The following is a 15,518-nucleotide window of genomic DNA, read 5'->3' as shown; positions in this document are numbered from 1 at the left end:
TCTCCGCACCCCGCGCGGGCCGGTAACGTGAATTCGCAGACCCGCAACGAGGAAGGGGAACCGTGGCCTACCCGGACGGCCTGCTCCGCGACGACGAGAACGTCGTGGTGCACAAGCACCCGCACTGGAAGATGCTGCTCGGCCCGGTGCTGGTGCTGTTCGCGGTGGTCGGAGGCGCGTCCTACCTGGCCGCGCTGGTGGCGACGACGGACTGGCGGCTGCCGGTCTGGATCGCGCTCGGCGTCGTGGGTCTGCTGCTGATCGTCTGGTTCACCCTCGCCCCGCTCGCCCGTTGGCGGACCACCCACTTCGTGATCACCACGCACCGGCTGATGGTTCGCGAGGGCGTGTTCACCCGCTCCGGGATCGACATCCCGATGTGGCGGATCAGCTCGGTGCGCTTCCGCCGCGGCATGGTGGACCGCGTGTTCGGCTGCGGCACCCTGGTGGTCGAGTCGGCCTCGGACGAACCGCTGGAATTCGACGACATCCCCCAGGTGGAGCAGGTGCAGACGCTGCTCTACCGCGAGGTGGGAGATGGTGCGCAACACCGGCCGCAGGAGGGCTGAATGGGATCCCGTGAATTGGGCTCGACGAGTGAACTGGGCTTGCCGATGAAGGTCGCCTCGCCGGAACCGGCGTCGCTGCCGGCCGAGGTGACGATCTGGGAGGTCGGCGCCCGCGACGGCCTGCAGAACGAGAAGGAGATCGTCCCGCTCGAGGTGAAGCTGGAGTTCCTGCGGCGGCTGGCCGACGCCGGGCTCGTGGTCCTGGAGGCGACCAGCTTCGTGCACCCGAAGTGGGTTCCGCAGCTGGCCGACGCCACCGAGCTGCTCGCCGAGCTCGACCAGGCTCCCGGCGCCCGCTACCCCGTGCTGGTGCCCAACGCGCGCGGCCTGGACCGCGCGCTGGAGTCGAAGGTGCGCGACATCGCGATCTTCGCCTCGGCGACCGAGACGTTCGCGCAGCGCAACCTCAACAGCGATCTGGACGGCCAGTTCGGCATGTTCGAGCCCGTCGTCTCCCGCGCGGTCGGCGAGGACATCGCCGTGCGCGGCTACCTGTCGATGTGCTTCGGCGACCCGTGGGAGGGGCCGGTCCCGGTCGAGCAGGTCGTGGCCGCGGGCAAGCGGCTGCTGGAGATGGGCTGCTTCCAGCTCTCCCTCGGCGACACGATCGGCGTGGCCACGCCCGGTCACGTGGAGGCCCTGCTGCGCGCGTTCGTCGCTGCCGGTGTCGGCGTCGACAAGCTGGCCGTGCACTTCCACGACACCTACGGCCAGGCGCTGGCCAACACCTACACCGCGCTCCGCCACGGGGTGTCCACCGTGGACTCCTCGGCGGGCGGGCTCGGCGGCTGCCCCTACGCCAAGTCCGCGACCGGCAACCTCGCCACCGAGGACCTGGTCTGGATGCTCGAAGGTCTCGGCATCGAGCACGGCGTCGACCTGGGCGCCCTGGTCGAAACCAGCCGCTGGATGGCCGAAAAGCTAGGCCGCCCAAGCCCTTCCGCGGTGGTAAAGGCCATGGGCTAGTCCTTCTCCCGCGTTCCGAACATTCCGACGAAGCTGAAGCGGAGGATCCGGTCACCGTCGCGGTCGGCGGTGCCGGTGATCTCCACCAGGCCGAGGTCGGGTTTGCTGCGGGAGCGGCGCTGGCCGGTCACCTCCATGCCGAAGTGCAGCACGTCGCCCGGGAACACCGGTGCCAGCCACGTCAGCTCGTTGCCGCCCGGCGATCCCTGCGAGGTCGAATCGCCCAGCACGTGATCGACGTAGGCGCGCATCCACAACGACGCGGTGAACCAACCGGACGCGCACAGTCCGCCCAGCACCGAGTTGCGGCCGGCCTCCTCGTCGAGGTGGAACGGCTGCGGGTCGAAGCGGGCGTTGAACGCCAGCATCTCCTCGCGGTCGATCTCGGTCTTGCCCAGATCGAACACCCGCCCCGGCGTCAGATCCTCGTACGCGATGGTGGCCATGCCGTCATCCTCGCAGGTACCGGGCCTGCCCTGCGGTGAGAGGGTCCTCACAGGGGGCTCCGGCGACCGGCGGTTTCCGCGACGGATGCGCGGCAGGTTGGTGAAAAGCGGGCTCTGCCGTGGAACCATCGAACACCTCGACCACCGGCGTCAGGGAGGTGAAGCGGTGCCGACCGACCACAGGGCCCGTGCCGAGGAGCTGCTCGCCGACTACCGGCGCAGCCGCGAGCAACTGGACGACACCCGCCGCGACCTCGCCGCCGTGACCGCCACCGCCGCCAGCGACGACGGCCGGGTGCGGGTCGTCGTCGGCCCGCAGGGAGCGCTGCGCGAACTCGTCCTCGCCGACGACGTCGCCCAGCGGATGCGCCCCGCCGAGCTCGCCGCCACCGTCGTCCGGCTCAGCGCCGAAGCCGCCCGCACCGCAGCCCAGCGCACCGCCGACGTGCTCGCCGACGTCCTGCCCGCCGGAACCGATCCCGAGTTGCTGCTCGGCCCTCCGCCGGAAACGGTGCCGCGCAACGAAACGCCCCGCCGCAGCGATGTGCGTGGCGGGGACGCATGCGACGACGAGGACTTCTCGGACACCAGCTGGTTGCAGCGGGGACGGACGTGACGATGGGCGGTTTCCGCAGCGACGTCGAACGGCTGGCGCAGCGCGCCGGCGAGTTCGAGGACCTCGCCGGACGGGCGCGCAGCATCGCCGACGCCCTCCGGCGGGCCGTGGACGACACCGATACCTGCTGGGGTGACGACGAGTTCGGGCAGCGCTTCGACGCCGCCCACCGGCCGCAGGCCGACGCCGCCCTGGCCGCCGCCGACGAGCTGCCCGGCAAGCTCCGCGACCTCGGCGAGAAGTTCGCCGCCGCCGCCGACACCACGCGCCGCACCGACGCCGACCAGGCCGACGCGCTGCGCCGCATCGCCGGGGAGGGGTGAGCGTGGGACTCGAACTCCCCGCCGAGCTCCGCGACGTCGCCGACCGCGCCGGCGTCCGCTGGCCCGCCGCCGACGAGGACCGGATGCGCGAGGCCGCCACCTCCTGGCGCGAAGCCGCGCGCTCCCTGGACGCGCTCGCCCGCGACGCCGACACCACCGCGCAGGGCGCGCTGCGCTCCTTCGACGGCGACGCCGCGCAGGCCGCGAGCCGCGAGTGGGACGCCCTCGCGGCCGACGACGGACCCCTGCCGTCGACCTCGCGGAAGTGCCTGGACAACGCCGACCGCCTGGAGCGGGCCGCCGAGCACGTCGGCACCGCCAAGGTCGAGCTGGTGCGCGAACTCGTCTCGCTGGCCAAGCAGACCGACGCCGCCGAGCAGGCGGCCGCCGCCGGGCACCCGCAGGCGCTGGCGGCGCTCGACACCGCGCTCAGCGGCGCCGCGGCCGGTGCCGCGAAGGTGCACGAGGACCTCTCCGCCGCGCTGGACGCCGAGCCCCCCGGTGCTCTGGCGGACGCGAGCTCCAGCGCAGGCCATAGGCTGGACCCCGGAACCGGGACCGCTGAGTCCATAGTGGACGAAGTGGTGCCCGGTGATGTCGGTGGTCCGGTCGAGGAAGCGGAACGTGGAGTGGACGCAGTCGGGGGAGCGCAGGAGACGCTGCGCGAAGAGGTCCCGGAAGGCGGGTTCGGCGGTCCCGCGGCCCCGGCCGCGCCGGGTTGGGAACCTCGGCTCGCCGAGGCCGGAACCGGGCCGATCCCGGTGATCGGCGGCCCGGACCCGGCACCCAGCACCGCACCGCAGACCTCGCACACCGCCTGGGCCGGGCAGCACCCCGGGCAGCAACCACCGCCGCCACCAGCGGGTTTCACCCCGCCGCCACCACCGCCGCAGCAGCACCAGCAGCCCGGCGGATACGCCGTCGCACCCGGGCAGCCGCCGCAGGGGCCCGCCCCGGCGCGGCCGCCGCAGCCCGGCCGCGGTCCGGTCGTCTACGGGCAGGCCGCACCGCCCGCGCCGCCGCAGGGCCAGAACCGGCCCGCGCACCACCAGCCCGCCTCGAACCAACCGGTGGCGAACCAGCCCGCCCAGAACGTGCAGCGCGGGGCGCTGCGGCCGCTGCCGCCGCAGGCACAGCCGGCGCCGGAACCGCAGCAGCGGCCGCTGCGCCACGGCCCCCGCAACGCCGACGTGGTGGCCTTCGTGCTGCACCAGTTCCCGATCGGCTACATGCCGGTGGCCGCCGACCAGGCCAGCCGCCAGCTGCCCACCCGCGACCCCGAGGACACCCGCGACGGCCTGAACTTCCCGCCGCAGGACCACCCCCGCTCCGGCCTCGTCGACGACACCGACGCGCTGCGCCGCGCTCGGTCCACCGCCGTCTACGACGACGCGCGCCGGGCGCGGGCCGAGCGCGCCGAGCGCGCCGAGATCCCCGCCGAGCTGCTCACCGGGCACGACCCGCTCGGCGAGCTCAGCGAACTCGACTGGGAACGCCGCTACGGCGGCGGTGACCGCTGGCCGCAGGAGCACCCGGAGGGCGGCTTCGAACCCGGCGAGCCCGTGGTGCTCGAACCCGACACGGTGCTCGACCTCCTCGGCACCGGCGACGGGCGGTTGTTCTGCGCGGTGGCCACGCCTTTCGCGCACCGCTCGCTGCCACCCGCCCACGCCGAGCGGGACTACCGGCGCTACCGGCTGATGCGGCCGCTGCCGGTGTGGCGGTCGGTGGCCGCGCCGTGGTTCGAGCAGCCCGGCGGCGGTGTCCGCTACCGCGCCACCTACTCGGCCGTCGACCTCGTCGGCCTCGGCTACCTGGTGGAGCTGACCAGGTCCCGCGAACTGTCGGAGGCCTCCACGCTGCGCCTGGTGCTCACCGGCACCACCGACGAACCCCCGGACGAAACACCACAGGAGAGCACGCGGTGAACGGCGAATCGGTACTCGGCTGGCTGATCGCGATGGGAGTCCCGGAGGAGCTCGTCTCCGTCGGCGCCGAGGCCGACGACTCGTGGTGCCTGATCCGGGTGGAGACCGACGCGGGCCCGGCCTGGGAGGTCTTCTGGCGCGAGCAGGGCAACCGCTACGACTGGGCGAGCTTCAGCAACGAGCAGGTCGCCTGCTTCTACCTCTTCGGCCGACTCACCTGGACCCAGGCCCTCCGAGGCGTGGTGGGCCCGGTGGACGTCACCGCCACCCCACCCCAAGGAACCCCCCTCCCCAAGTGACCGGTCCCGCGTCGAGAACCGCTGCGTTCGCGCGTCGAGAACCGGGGCTTTCGACGTAGGGGCGGGATCTGAGTAGTGCTACCGATGCCGTGCGGGCGAGTGGCGTGGAGCATGTCCGCATGTCGCATCCGCAGCAGGGGGACGCTCTTCAGCTGGTCGCCGGTGAGCTGGCCGCGATCGGGCAGCGCTTGTCGTACCTGGGCAGCGTGTTGCAGAGCGAGGCCGCGAACCGGCCTCCGGCGGCGGTTCCGCCGACCGCTGCGCACGAGCCCCAGCAGGCCGAGCCGCAGCAGGCCGAGCCGCAGCAGGTTGCTGCGTCGTCGACAGCTGGTGCTGAGCCCGGCTCCGTGCCGTCGTACCCGTCTCCGGCCGTGGCCGAGCCTCGGCGGCGGTTCCGGGCCGATCTCGAACCGAGCCGGGTGCTGGCCTGGGTCGGTGGCGGCGTGACCTTGCTCGGCGTGGTGTTCCTGCTGGTCCTGGCCGTGCAGCAGGACTGGCTCGGGCCCGCCGCGCGCGTCGGCGGGGGAGCCGTGCTGGCCGGGCTGCTGATCGCGGCGGGCTGGTGGGTGCACCGGGCTGCCGCCGAGCAGCGGATCGCCTCGATCGCGCTGGCGACCACGGGTTTCGCCGCGCTGTTCCTCGACGTCGTCGCCGCGACCGCGCTGTACGACTTCCTCCCCGTCCCGGCCGGGCTCGGCGTCGGACTGCTCGTCGCCGTCGGCGGGCTGCTGCTCGCCGACCGCTGGCAGGCGCAGCCGCTGGCCATCGGCGTGGTGCTGGCCTCCGCGTTCTGCGCGCCGATGATCACCGGTGAGGCCGACGCGCTGCTGATCGGTTTCGTGGTGCTGCTGCAGGTCGCCGCCGCGCCGGTGCAGGTGCGCCGCGGCTGGGGCGGACTCGCGCTCGCCGCGGGCGTCCCGACCGTGCTGGCCGCGTTCGCCGGAGCGTTCTGGGGCCTGGCCTACCCGAACCCGGTGCTGGTGCCCGCGATCCTCGCCGCGGCCGTGCTCGGCGTGGTCGTCGCCGCCGTCACCGCCGGGTTCCGGCCCGCCGCCGAGCGCACCGCGATCGGCCTGCTCGTCGCCGCGCCCACCCCGGCGTTCCTGGCCGGGCCGATGCTGCTGGAGCGCGCCGAGGCGACCGCGACCGGTGCCGGCATGGCGCTGCTGCTGGCCGCGATCTGGGCCGTCGGCCGCTACCTGCCCGCGTTCGCCGACTGGCTGCCGAGCCGCTTCCTCGCCGCCGTCGGCGCGATGGCCGTGATCGCCACCGGCCAGGCCACGATCACCGCCCTGGACGTCTCCAGCTGGGCCACCGGTCTGCTCTGCGAGGCGCTGCTGCTGACCGCCGCCGGACACCTGCTGCGGCGCGGCGGAATCCTGCTCGGCGCCGCCTGCTACGCGGTGTTCGGGTTCTTCCTGGCCCTGGGCAACGAGGTGCCGATCTCGGCGCTGGTGGTCTTCGACGAACCGGCCGGGGTGGCCGGGCTGGTCGCGGGCCTGCTGATCGGCGTCGTCGCGGTCGCGCTGCCCACCGCGGGCGTGCGCCTCGGCGCGATCGGCAGCCTCCCGAGGTCGCTGCCGCTGTGGGCCTCGGCCGCGATCGCGCTGCTCTACGGCACCGCCAGCGCCACGATGGCCGCCTGCCTGCTGGTCAGCGACTCGCGCGGCGCGTTCCTGACCGGGCACATCCTGATCACCTTGTGCTGGGTGGTGTTCGCGATCGCCCTGCTGCTGCGCGGGGTCCGCGCCCGGCACCTGCGCATCGGCGGCATGGTGCTCACCGCCGTGTCGCTGGCGAAGCTGCTGCTGTTCGACCTCGGCACCCTCGACGGCTTCGCCCGCGTCATCGCCTTCCTCTGCGCGGGCCTCATCCTGCTCACCGCCGGAGTCGGCTACGCCAAACTCCTGACCAGGCAGGCCGATTAGAAACAGGTTCGGGGTGTGGCGGAGCCGCTCAGGTTCCGCCACCCGCACCGCCGCGCGAAGCGAGCAGGGCGACAGTCCTCAGCGCTGAAGCAGGCGCAGCGCCTCGTCGTGCAGGTGGCCGTTGGTGGACAGGGCGCTGCCGTTGTCGTAGCGGGCTTCGCCGGAGAGGTCGGTGAACCGGCCGCCGGCCTCCTCGACGAGGACCTGGGCGGCGGCCACGTCCCACGGGTTGACGATCGGCTCGGCGGCGATGTCGATGGCGCCCTCGGCGACCAGGCAGTGGTGCCAGAAGTCGCCGAACGCGCGGTTCTCCCAGCACGCGTCGATCAACCGCAGGTAGGACTCCCGCGAGTGGTGCTCCACCCACGTTCCCAGGTGCGTCGTCGAGACGTAGGCGTCGGCGGTGTCGCGCACCCCGGACACCGAGATCCGCTCCGGCTCGCCCTGGCCGGTCCGGCACCACGCGCCCTCGCCGGAAGCCGCCCACCAGCGCTTGCCGAGCGCCGGGGCGCTGATCACGCCCACCACCGGGCGCTGCCGGTCGACGAGCGCGATCAACGTCGCCCAGGCCGGGACACCGCGCAGGAAGTTCTTGGTCCCGTCGATCGGGTCGAGCACCCACGCGCGACCGTCCCCGGCCGTGCCACCGCGCTCCTCACCGGCCACGACGTCACCGGGGCGGTGCTCGGCGAGCACCTCGCGCACCGCGTCCTCCACCGCCAGGTCCGCGTCGGTCACCGGCGTGCGGTCGGGTTTGCGGTCGACGCCGAGATCGCGGGCGCGGAACCGCGCCGTGGTGATGGAGTCGGCCACGTCGGCCAGCTGCAGGGCGAGGTCGAGATCGCTGGTCACGACCGGAAACCCTAACGCCTCGCGCTCGGCGGGCCCGCCCAGGGCGGCAGCGGCTCGGGTGGTAGCAGCACCGGCGGTCACCGCGCCCAACGGCCCACGCGGCGGACGAGATCTTGCGGGCCAACTAGTCTGGGGCACGTGAGCGTGGTGTTGCTGGCAGAAGACGACCCGGCCATCGCTGTGCCGCTGTCCCGGGCGCTGCAGCGCGAGGGGTACACGGTGAAGGTCATCGAGGACGGTCCCTCGACGCTGCGCACCGCCGCCGAAGGCGGCGTCGACCTGCTGGTCCTCGACCTCGGACTGCCCGACATGGACGGGCTGGAGGTGTGCCGCAGGCTGCGCGCGCAAGGCCGCGGACTCCCGGTGCTGATGCTCACCGCGCGCACCGACGAGGTCGACTTCGTGGTGGGTCTCGACGCCGGTGCCGACGACTACGTGGCCAAACCGTTCCGGCTCGCCGAGCTCATGGCCCGCATCCGCGCGCTGCTGCGCCGCGGCGCACCGGAAACCCTGGAGCACTCGGGCGTGCGCCTGGACCTCACCGCGCGGCGAGTCCTCGTCGACGAGCACGAGGTGCAGCTGGCCAACAAGGAGTACGAGCTGCTGCGGGTGCTCATGCAGCACGCAGGCCAGGTCGTGACCCGCGAGGAGATCCTGGAGGAGGTCTGGCCCGAGTCCGACCGCAAGGGCAGCAAGACCCTCGACATGCACATCTCGTGGCTGCGCCGGAAGCTCGGCGACAGCAACGGCCGACTCGACGAGACCCGCATCGCGACCGTCCGCGGCGTCGGGTTCCGCTTCAACTCGGACTAGTCGCGGATGCGCCGCCGGATTCTGCAGGCCACGCTGCTCGCAGTGGCCGTCACCACCGTCGTGCTGGGGCTGCCGCTGGGGTTCACCGCGCTCAAGCTCGTCCAGGACCTCACCGGCGCGGACCTGTCGACCCGCGCCCAGCAGATCGCGACGCTGCTCGACGAGCAGGTCGCCAACCAGCGGCCGATCGACCTCAACGCGGTGCGGCTGGCCGTGCCGCGCGGCGCCCGGCTGGTCGTGCGCACCCAGTCCCACGACTACGTCTACGGCCCCGACCCGGGCGAGGCCCCGCTGGTGCAGATGGTGCCGATGGTGCAGAGCGGCTCGGTGACCATCGCCGCGCCCAGCGCCCCGGTGCGCACCCAGCAGCTCCAGGTCGCGGGCCTGGTGCTGATGCTGGTGGTGCTCTCGGCGGGCACCGGCATGATCGTGGCCTCGGTGACGGCGCGGCGGCTCGCCGACCCGCTCCGCCACGTCGCCTCCCGCGCCGCCCGGCTCGGCGCCGGTGACTTCCGCCCCGACCCGCAGCGGCACGAGGTTCCCGAGCTGGACCGGGTCGCCGACGCGCTGGACGCCTCGGGTGCGGCGCTGTCGCAGCTGGTGCAGCGGGAACGCGAACTCGTCGGCGACGTCTCGCACCAGCTCCGCAGCCGCCTGACCGCCCTGCACCTGCGGCTGGAGGCGCTGGCCGCCGTCGAGGACGCCGACGTCGCCGAGGAGGCGCGGGCCGCGCTGGAACAGGCCGAACGGCTCTCCGCGGTCCTCGACGACCTGCTGGCCGCGGCGACCGCCGCCCGCGCCCGCGACGCCGAACCCCTCGACGTCACCAGCCTGCTCACCCAGGTCGCCGACGAGTGGCGGGAACCGCTGCGCGCCCAGGGCCGCGCCCTGCGGTTCAAGGTCGCCGACGAGCTGCTGGCCCGGGCCACCCCGGCCCGGCTGCGGGAGGCGATCGGGGTGCTGCTGGACAACGCGCTGCGGCACGGCGAGGGCCCCGTCGCGCTCACCGCCCGGCACGGCGGCGGCACGGTGCTCATCGAGGTCTCCGACTCCGGATCCGGGGTGCCGGACGCGCTGGTGCCGCACGTCTTCGAGCGCGGCTTCTCCGGCCACGGCTCCACGGGCGTCGGGCTGGCGCTGGCCAGGGCGCTGGTGGAGGCCGACGGCGGGCGGCTGGAGCTCAGCCAGGCCCGCCCGGCGATGTTCGAGGTGTTCCTGCGCGTCGCCCGCGCCGACGACGTCCTCGGCCTGCCCTGGAAACCCGAACCCACCCCGCGCTGAGGGCACGAGCTCCTGGCGTTCAGCGCGCGAGGACGCGTTCGCGCTGGTCCTCGTCCTCGTGATCGGTGGGGAAGACCCACTTGCGGAACGCCCACCAGCGGAACGCCATCCCCAGCAGCAGGCCGACGACCTGGCCGGAGGTGAAGTCGGCGAGCTCCTCGACGAGCCTGCTGGTGAACGGCGTCTGCAGGTGCAGCACGTAGCGCGACACCCACAGCGGGGCCGAGTACAGGCCCACGCCGATGCCGCTGATGATGAAGTACAGCGTCGCCTCGTGATGCCTGCGGCGACCGCCGCGCGTGCGGAACGACCAGTCCCGGTTGAGCACGTAGGACACCAGCGTCGCCACCAGCACCGCGATGACCTTCGAGGTCACGGGCTTCGGCGAGAGGATCGTCAGCTTGAGCGCGTAGAAGATGCCCGTGTCGATGAAGAAGGTGATCGCCCCGACGACACCGAACTTGAGCAGCTCCCGGTGCCGCACAGCGAGCGCTCGGTACGCCTGCGGGACCCGCGCGAGCACCGAATCTGCAACGGACACACCCCCGAGTCTACGGAGTGGTCCCGACCTCTCACCCCGGCACCGGAGTAGCCCACCTCACTTCTGTCCTGCCCACCGACGAAAACCCCGCATTCGTCGCGTCGAAAACCCCGGTTTTCGTCGCGTGAAAACCGGGGTTTTCGACAGAACCGGACGGATCGGTCAGGGTCCGGAGCTCGTGGTGGTCGACGACGTCGGCGGTGTGGTCGTGGTGGACGACGGGGGTGTCGACGACGGCGTGGACGACGTGGAGCTCGGGGTGGAGCTGGGGGTCGGGCTCGGCGTCGTCGTGGTGCTCGGTGGCGGTGGGGTGGTCGTCGTCGTGGTCGTCGTCGTGGTCGTTGGCGGGGTCGTCGGCGACGGCTGCGGCGGGGGCAGCGGTCGCTCGTGCGACGGCGGGCCGCAGTGGTCCCACGGGCGGTCGTGACCGTTGCCGTGACCGTGGCCGGGACGCTCGCCGGGCGGCCACGGGGGCTCGCCGGTGTGGCCCGGCGGCCACCACGGCGGGCAGTCGGGCCGGGTGCTGGTCGTCGTCGACGTCGTCGTGCTCGTGGTCGTCGGCGGGGTCGTCGGAGGCGTCGGCTCCGGGGGCCCCGGCGGCCACCACGGGAGCCACAGCCGCAGCGGGACGGACTGCTGATCGGTCGCCTCGCCGAGCTTCGCGGTGATCGGCACCCACACGTCGTGCTGGCGGCGGCCGTCGACGGTCACCGCGTCCGGGTCCTGCACGGGCCACCACGGCCAGCCCGGGTGGTCGTGCTCGCGCGAGACCCACAGCTCCCGGTAGAAGCCCTCCTGCGGGCGGAGGTCGTCATCGGTGCAGGTCACGGTGTTTCCGACGGCGCTGCAGCCGTTCGGCACGAAGTCGGCCTCGACGCCCTCCGGCAGCGTGGCCACGGCCGCGGCGCGACCGGTGCTGGTGCCGGTGTTGCGCACCCCGATCGCGATCCGGCTGACCTCCATCCACGGCTGGTCCCAGGACCAGGCGTGGAGGTCGACGTCGTCGACCGGCTTCGGCGGCTCGGGCGGTTCGGGTTCCGGCGCGGGCTCCACGATCACCGGAACGGCGGGCAGCCGCAGGTCGACCTGGCCACCGGCCTTGATGTTCACGGTGATCTCGCCGCCGGTCGCCGACTCGTCGGCCCGCACCAGGTAGTCGAACACCAGCGACTCGCCGGGGTTCAGGCCTCGGTCGGTGGTGCAGGTGACGGTGCCGGTCTGGCCGCTGCAGGAGATCACCGGGGTCCCGGGGGCCTGCGTGCGCAGCGACCTCGGCGACGCCGACGCGGGCGAGGTGCTCGCCGGGGTCGACGCCGACTGCGGGGTGGTCGCGGCGGGCGCGGACGCGGCGCCCGGCAGCTGCGCGGTGACGCCCGGAGGCAGCGCCATCGTCGAGGTGAGCGGCACCGACGGACCGGTGCCGCTGTTGGTCACCCGGATCGGCACCGACACCGGCGCACCCCCGGCGACCAGCTGCAACGGCTGCGACGGCCCGGCGGCGTTGAGCGACGGGGCCACCGCGGGCGGCGGTGCGGCGGGAGCCGGGGCGGGTGCGGGTGCGGGTGCGGGCGCCGGAGCCGGAGCTGCGGGCGGCGGTGCCGGTGCGGGCGCCGCCGGCGGCGCGGGTGCGGGTGCGGCCGGGGGAGCGGGCGGCGGTGCCGGTGCGGGGGGCGCGGCCGGTGGCGGTGCGGGCGCTTGGGCGACCGGGATGGACTGGTCGGCCCCCGTCATGGCCACCGCGATCGCCGCGGCCAGCACGGCCGTGGCCACCCCCGCGGTCACCGCCTGGCGGGGACCGGAGCCGGCCGCCTCCCCGGCGGCGCCGGCGGCCCCGGCACCTCCGGCGGCGCTGCCCGCGACGACGGCACCGGCGGCGGTCCCCGACGACGCGGCCGCCAGGTAGCCGGTGGCGGTGACGCCCAGGACCAGCGGCGCGATGATGACGCGCAGCGCACCGTTGACGTCGGCGAGCTCGGCGGCCAGCGCCCGGCACCGGTCGCAGGTGTCCAGGTGCGTCTCGACCTGCGCGGTCTCCCGCTTGGACAGTCCGCCTCGGGTCCACGCGCCCAGCCGGTCCACGGCCGCCCGGCACTGCTCCACACCGGACCCGGACGCCTCCAGCTGTCCCAGGTGGACCTGCAGGTACGCCTGGCGGAGTCCTTCGCGCGCCCGGTAGGCCAGCGCGGACACGCCGTTGGGCGTCAGCCCCAGCAGCGGCGCGACGTCGGCGGGCGTCTGCCCCTCGATCTCGATGTGCCAGAGCACCGTCTGCCAGCGCTCCGGCAGCCGCGAGAACGCCTGCGCGGCGAGCGTGCGCTCTAACCCGGCGACCGCGGTGTCGTTGAACGGCACGCTGACGTCGGCGCCCGAGACCTCGGCGACGTCGTCGGCCAGCTGCACCTTCTTCTCGCGGCGCGTCCGGTCGTAGGCGGTGTGCCGCAGGGCCGTGAGCAGGTAGGCGCGGAACGCCGAAGTCGGGCCGCGGCCCTCGCGCAGCGTGTCGAGGACCTTGGCGAACGCCTCGGACACGAGGTCGTCGGCCTCGGCCGCGGACTTGGCGACCTGGCGGGCCATGTTGTAGGCCGCGGCCACGTGACGTTCGTAGAGCTGGGCGTACGCCTCCGACGAACCGCCGCGCACTTCCTCCAGCAGTTCACCGTCGCTGGGACCCTGGACTTCTGCCGGGACAGTTACCACGCCGCACCTTCCTCCCCAGAGGGGGCATGTCCTTGTCAGTCCTACCTGGGAGCTCTGGTCGGCGAAAACCACCGGATGTGGAATTCGACGAACATTGTGATCCGAATCGTATGACCAAAGCCAGCGACTCCACCGTCATGGGCGACCGCTTGCTTCGTCTCGCTCACGAGTAGGCCCATCGGGGAGGGACGTTGAGCATGCCGGACTGGCCACTGAGGTGTGACGCGTCGACAGCGCGGACGCTGCAGCGAGCGATGCGCGTGCGCTGGCGAACGGCGAGCCTAGCAGCGGGATGGCCGTTTCCCAGTGACTGGGAGGTGCCGGCCGTGGACGCCGTGTGCGCGGCCGTCGTGGCCGGGGAGGACCTGAGCACCCCGCTCGCCGATCTCGGCGCCTCGCGCGCCGAAGCCGGTGTCGGCCTGTCCGGCACCCTGCAGGACCTGGCCGCGCTGCACGCGGTGTCCGGCGAGAACTCCGACGGGCTGGTCTCGGCCGACCCGGACGCGGTGCCCTCGTCGATGCTCCGCACCACGGCGCTGGGCTGGGCGGACGCGGTCAGCGGCATGGCCGTCGGCCGCGAGGTCGAGGACCCGCTGACCGGCCTGAACACCGTCGGCTACCTGCGCACCCGGCTGCACGAGGTCTACCGCGAGGCGCACTCGCGCGGGGCCGCGCCCGACGACGACTACGCGCTGATCACCGTGATGCTGGGGGTGTCCAGCGCCGGCTACCCGCGGCTGGTGGCGATGGTGCTCATCGCCGACGCGCTGCGCACCGTCTTCGACGCGGGCGAGACGACGGCGCTGGTGCGCTCGGCCACCGCCGCGGTCCTCGCGCCCCGCACGCCCGAGCTGCGGAGCCGGTGCGTGCAGGCGCGCTGGATGATCGAGCACCGCCTCGCCGCGGACCCGGCGCTGCGCGACTGCGGCCAGATCCGGCTCCAGGAGGAGGCGCTGCCCGGTGATCACGCCGAGGTGTGCCGGATGCTGGCGTCGCTGTGACCGCCTGTGAACCAGGTCGCGTTGACCCGTCCCGGTGCCGGTGCGAGGGGTGCGTCACCTTAGGCTGAGCGCGTGGACCAGCGCACCGGAACCCCAGTCGTCGGCATGATCGGCGGTGGCCAGCTCGCCCGGATGACCCATCAGGCGGCCATCCCGCTCGGCCAGTCGTTGAAGGTGCTGGCGAACTCCGCCGACGAGTCCGCCGCGCTGGTGGCCTCGAACGTCGAGTTCGGCCACCACACCGACCTGGACGCGCTGAAGAAGTTCGCGGAGGGCTGCGACGTGGTCACCTTCGACCACGAGCACGTGCCCGGCGACCACCTGCGCGCCCTGGAGGCCGCCGGGGTGTCGGTGCAGCCGCGCCCGGACGCCCTGCTGCACGCCCAGGACAAGCTGGTGATGCGCCGCAAGCTCGCCGAGCTGGGTCTGCCGGTGCCGCCGTTCGCCGAGATCACCTCGGTCGACGACGTGCTGGCCTTCGGCGCCGAGCACGGCTTCCCGTGCGTGCTCAAGACCGCGCGCGGCGGCTACGACGGCCGCGGCGTGTGGGTGCTCGCCGACGCCGCCGACGCCGAGCGCGTCGTCACCGAGCTCCTCGACGGCGGTGCTCCGCTGCTGGCGGAGCAGCGCGTTCCGCTGCGCCGCGAGCTGGCCGCGCTGGTCGCGCGCTCGCCGTTCGGGCAGGGCGCGGTGTGGCCGCTGGTGGAGACGGTGCAGGAGGACGGCATCTGCGTGCAGGTGCTCGCCCCGGCCCCGGACGCGTCGCCGGAGCTCATCGAGCGGGCCCAGGACATCGCGCTCAACGTCGCCGAATCGCTGGGCGTGACGGGCGTTCTGGCGGTCGAGCTGTTCGAGACCGACGACGGTCTGGTGATCAACGAGCTGGCGATGCGCCCGCACAACTCCGGGCACTGGACCATCGAGGGCTCCCGCACCTCCCAGTTCGAGCAGCACCTGCGCTCGGTGCTGGACTACCCGCTGGGCAGCACCGAGCAGACCGCGCCCGCGGTGGTCATGGCGAACCTGCTGGGTGCCGAGACCGAACCGGCGATGAGCGTCGACGAGCGGCTGCACCACCTGTTCGCCCGCTACCCGCACGCCAAGGTGCACCTGTACGGCAAGAGCGAGCGCCCGGGCCGCAAGCTGGGGCACATCACGGTTCTCGGCGACGACATGGCCGAGGTCCGCGAGCAGGCCCGGCTGGCCGCGCACTGGCTGTCGGCGGGCGAGTGGCTCGACGGCCACGAGATTCACTGAC

At 73.6% G+C, this 15,518-nt stretch carries 15 protein-coding genes; 11 read left to right on the top strand and 4 right to left on the bottom strand.

The window, feature by feature from the left end; genetic code table 11:
- Window positions 1–62: 62 nt before the first annotated feature.
- Both QFW96_RS26360 and QFW96_RS26355 read left to right on the top strand, forming a co-directional pair.
- Window positions 63–569 carry a PH domain-containing protein gene (locus tag QFW96_RS26360; RefSeq protein WP_281458422.1) on the top strand — a complete coding sequence of 169 codons (507 nt, stop codon included), beginning with the start codon at window positions 63–65 and terminating at the stop codon, window positions 567–569.
- Complete coding sequence (locus QFW96_RS26355) at window positions 570–1,535, top strand: hydroxymethylglutaryl-CoA lyase (RefSeq protein ID WP_425524797.1); 966 nt, start codon at window positions 570–572, stop codon at window positions 1,533–1,535.
- Here QFW96_RS26355 and QFW96_RS26350 read toward each other — a convergent pair.
- A complete protein-coding gene (locus QFW96_RS26350; protein ID WP_281458421.1) occupies window positions 1,532–1,981 on the bottom strand; it encodes a MaoC family dehydratase in 450 nt (149 codons plus the stop codon). The two genes, QFW96_RS26355 and QFW96_RS26350, sit on opposite strands and share 4 nt — an antisense overlap.
- Window positions 1,982–2,147: 166 nt before the next feature.
- Here QFW96_RS26350 and QFW96_RS26345 point away from each other — a divergent pair, with 166 nt between their 5' ends.
- From QFW96_RS26345 to QFW96_RS26325, 5 genes are all read left to right on the top strand, one after another.
- Window positions 2,148–2,597 carry a YbaB/EbfC family nucleoid-associated protein gene (locus QFW96_RS26345; RefSeq protein ID WP_281458420.1) on the top strand — a complete coding sequence of 150 codons (450 nt, stop codon included), beginning with the start codon at window positions 2,148–2,150 and terminating at the stop codon, window positions 2,595–2,597.
- A gap of 2 nt (window positions 2,598–2,599) precedes the next feature.
- The gene (locus tag QFW96_RS26340; RefSeq protein WP_281458459.1) at window positions 2,600–2,920 is read left to right on the top strand and encodes a WXG100 family type VII secretion target; all 321 of its coding nucleotides are present in this window, start codon (window positions 2,600–2,602) and stop codon (window positions 2,918–2,920) included.
- 2 nt (window positions 2,921–2,922) lie between these two features.
- Window positions 2,923–4,848: a glycohydrolase toxin TNT-related protein gene (locus QFW96_RS26335; protein WP_281458419.1), complete on the top strand. Its 1,926-nt coding sequence runs from the start codon at window positions 2,923–2,925 to the stop codon at window positions 4,846–4,848.
- A complete protein-coding gene (locus QFW96_RS26330; RefSeq protein ID WP_281458418.1) occupies window positions 4,845–5,147 on the top strand; it encodes a hypothetical protein in 303 nt (100 codons plus the stop codon). The genes QFW96_RS26335 and QFW96_RS26330 overlap by 4 nt, the downstream gene beginning before the upstream one ends.
- A gap of 119 nt (window positions 5,148–5,266) precedes the next feature.
- Window positions 5,267–7,075 carry a DUF2339 domain-containing protein gene (locus QFW96_RS26325; protein WP_281458417.1) on the top strand — a complete coding sequence of 603 codons (1,809 nt, stop codon included), beginning with the start codon at window positions 5,267–5,269 and terminating at the stop codon, window positions 7,073–7,075.
- Window positions 7,076–7,153: 78 nt separating this feature from the next.
- Here QFW96_RS26325 and hisN read toward each other — a convergent pair whose 3' ends face one another.
- Window positions 7,154–7,927 (bottom strand): histidinol-phosphatase, encoded by a 774-nt coding sequence (gene hisN, locus QFW96_RS26320; RefSeq protein WP_281458416.1) that lies wholly within the window; start codon window positions 7,925–7,927, stop codon window positions 7,154–7,156.
- A gap of 138 nt (window positions 7,928–8,065) precedes the next feature.
- Here hisN and QFW96_RS26315 point away from each other — a divergent pair, with 138 nt between their 5' ends.
- Together QFW96_RS26315 and QFW96_RS26310 are read left to right on the top strand one after the other, a co-directional pair.
- Window positions 8,066–8,740 carry a response regulator transcription factor gene (locus QFW96_RS26315; RefSeq protein WP_281458415.1) on the top strand — a complete coding sequence of 225 codons (675 nt, stop codon included), beginning with the start codon at window positions 8,066–8,068 and terminating at the stop codon, window positions 8,738–8,740.
- A gap of 6 nt (window positions 8,741–8,746) precedes the next feature.
- Window positions 8,747–10,021 carry an ATP-binding protein gene (locus QFW96_RS26310; RefSeq protein WP_281458414.1) on the top strand — a complete coding sequence of 425 codons (1,275 nt, stop codon included), beginning with the start codon at window positions 8,747–8,749 and terminating at the stop codon, window positions 10,019–10,021.
- 19 nt (window positions 10,022–10,040) lie between these two features.
- Here QFW96_RS26310 and QFW96_RS26305 read toward each other — a convergent pair whose 3' ends face one another.
- Window positions 10,041–10,562, bottom strand: a complete 522-nt coding sequence (locus tag QFW96_RS26305; protein ID WP_281458413.1) for a GtrA family protein — start codon at window positions 10,560–10,562, stop codon at window positions 10,041–10,043.
- A 162-nt stretch (window positions 10,563–10,724) separates the two neighbouring features.
- Window positions 10,725–13,259 carry a sigma-70 family RNA polymerase sigma factor gene (locus tag QFW96_RS26300; RefSeq protein ID WP_281458412.1) on the bottom strand — a complete coding sequence of 845 codons (2,535 nt, stop codon included), beginning with the start codon at window positions 13,257–13,259 and terminating at the stop codon, window positions 10,725–10,727.
- 326 nt (window positions 13,260–13,585) lie between these two features.
- On the opposite strand from QFW96_RS26300, the gene QFW96_RS26295 reads away from it, so the two are divergent.
- Both QFW96_RS26295 and QFW96_RS26290 read left to right on the top strand, forming a co-directional pair.
- Window positions 13,586–14,260: a hypothetical protein gene (locus QFW96_RS26295; protein ID WP_281458411.1), complete on the top strand. Its 675-nt coding sequence runs from the start codon at window positions 13,586–13,588 to the stop codon at window positions 14,258–14,260.
- 72 nt (window positions 14,261–14,332) lie between these two features.
- A complete protein-coding gene (locus QFW96_RS26290; RefSeq protein ID WP_281458410.1) occupies window positions 14,333–15,517 on the top strand; it encodes a 5-(carboxyamino)imidazole ribonucleotide synthase in 1,185 nt (394 codons plus the stop codon).
- The last annotated feature ends 1 nt before the right edge of the window (window position 15,518 follow it).

Source organism: Saccharopolyspora ipomoeae, assembly GCF_029952525.1.
GTDB classification, from domain to species: domain Bacteria; phylum Actinomycetota; class Actinomycetes; order Mycobacteriales; family Pseudonocardiaceae; genus Saccharopolyspora; species Saccharopolyspora ipomoeae.
Note: the sequence above shows the minus strand (reverse complement) of the source record. Positions and strands in the feature narration are given on the sequence as shown.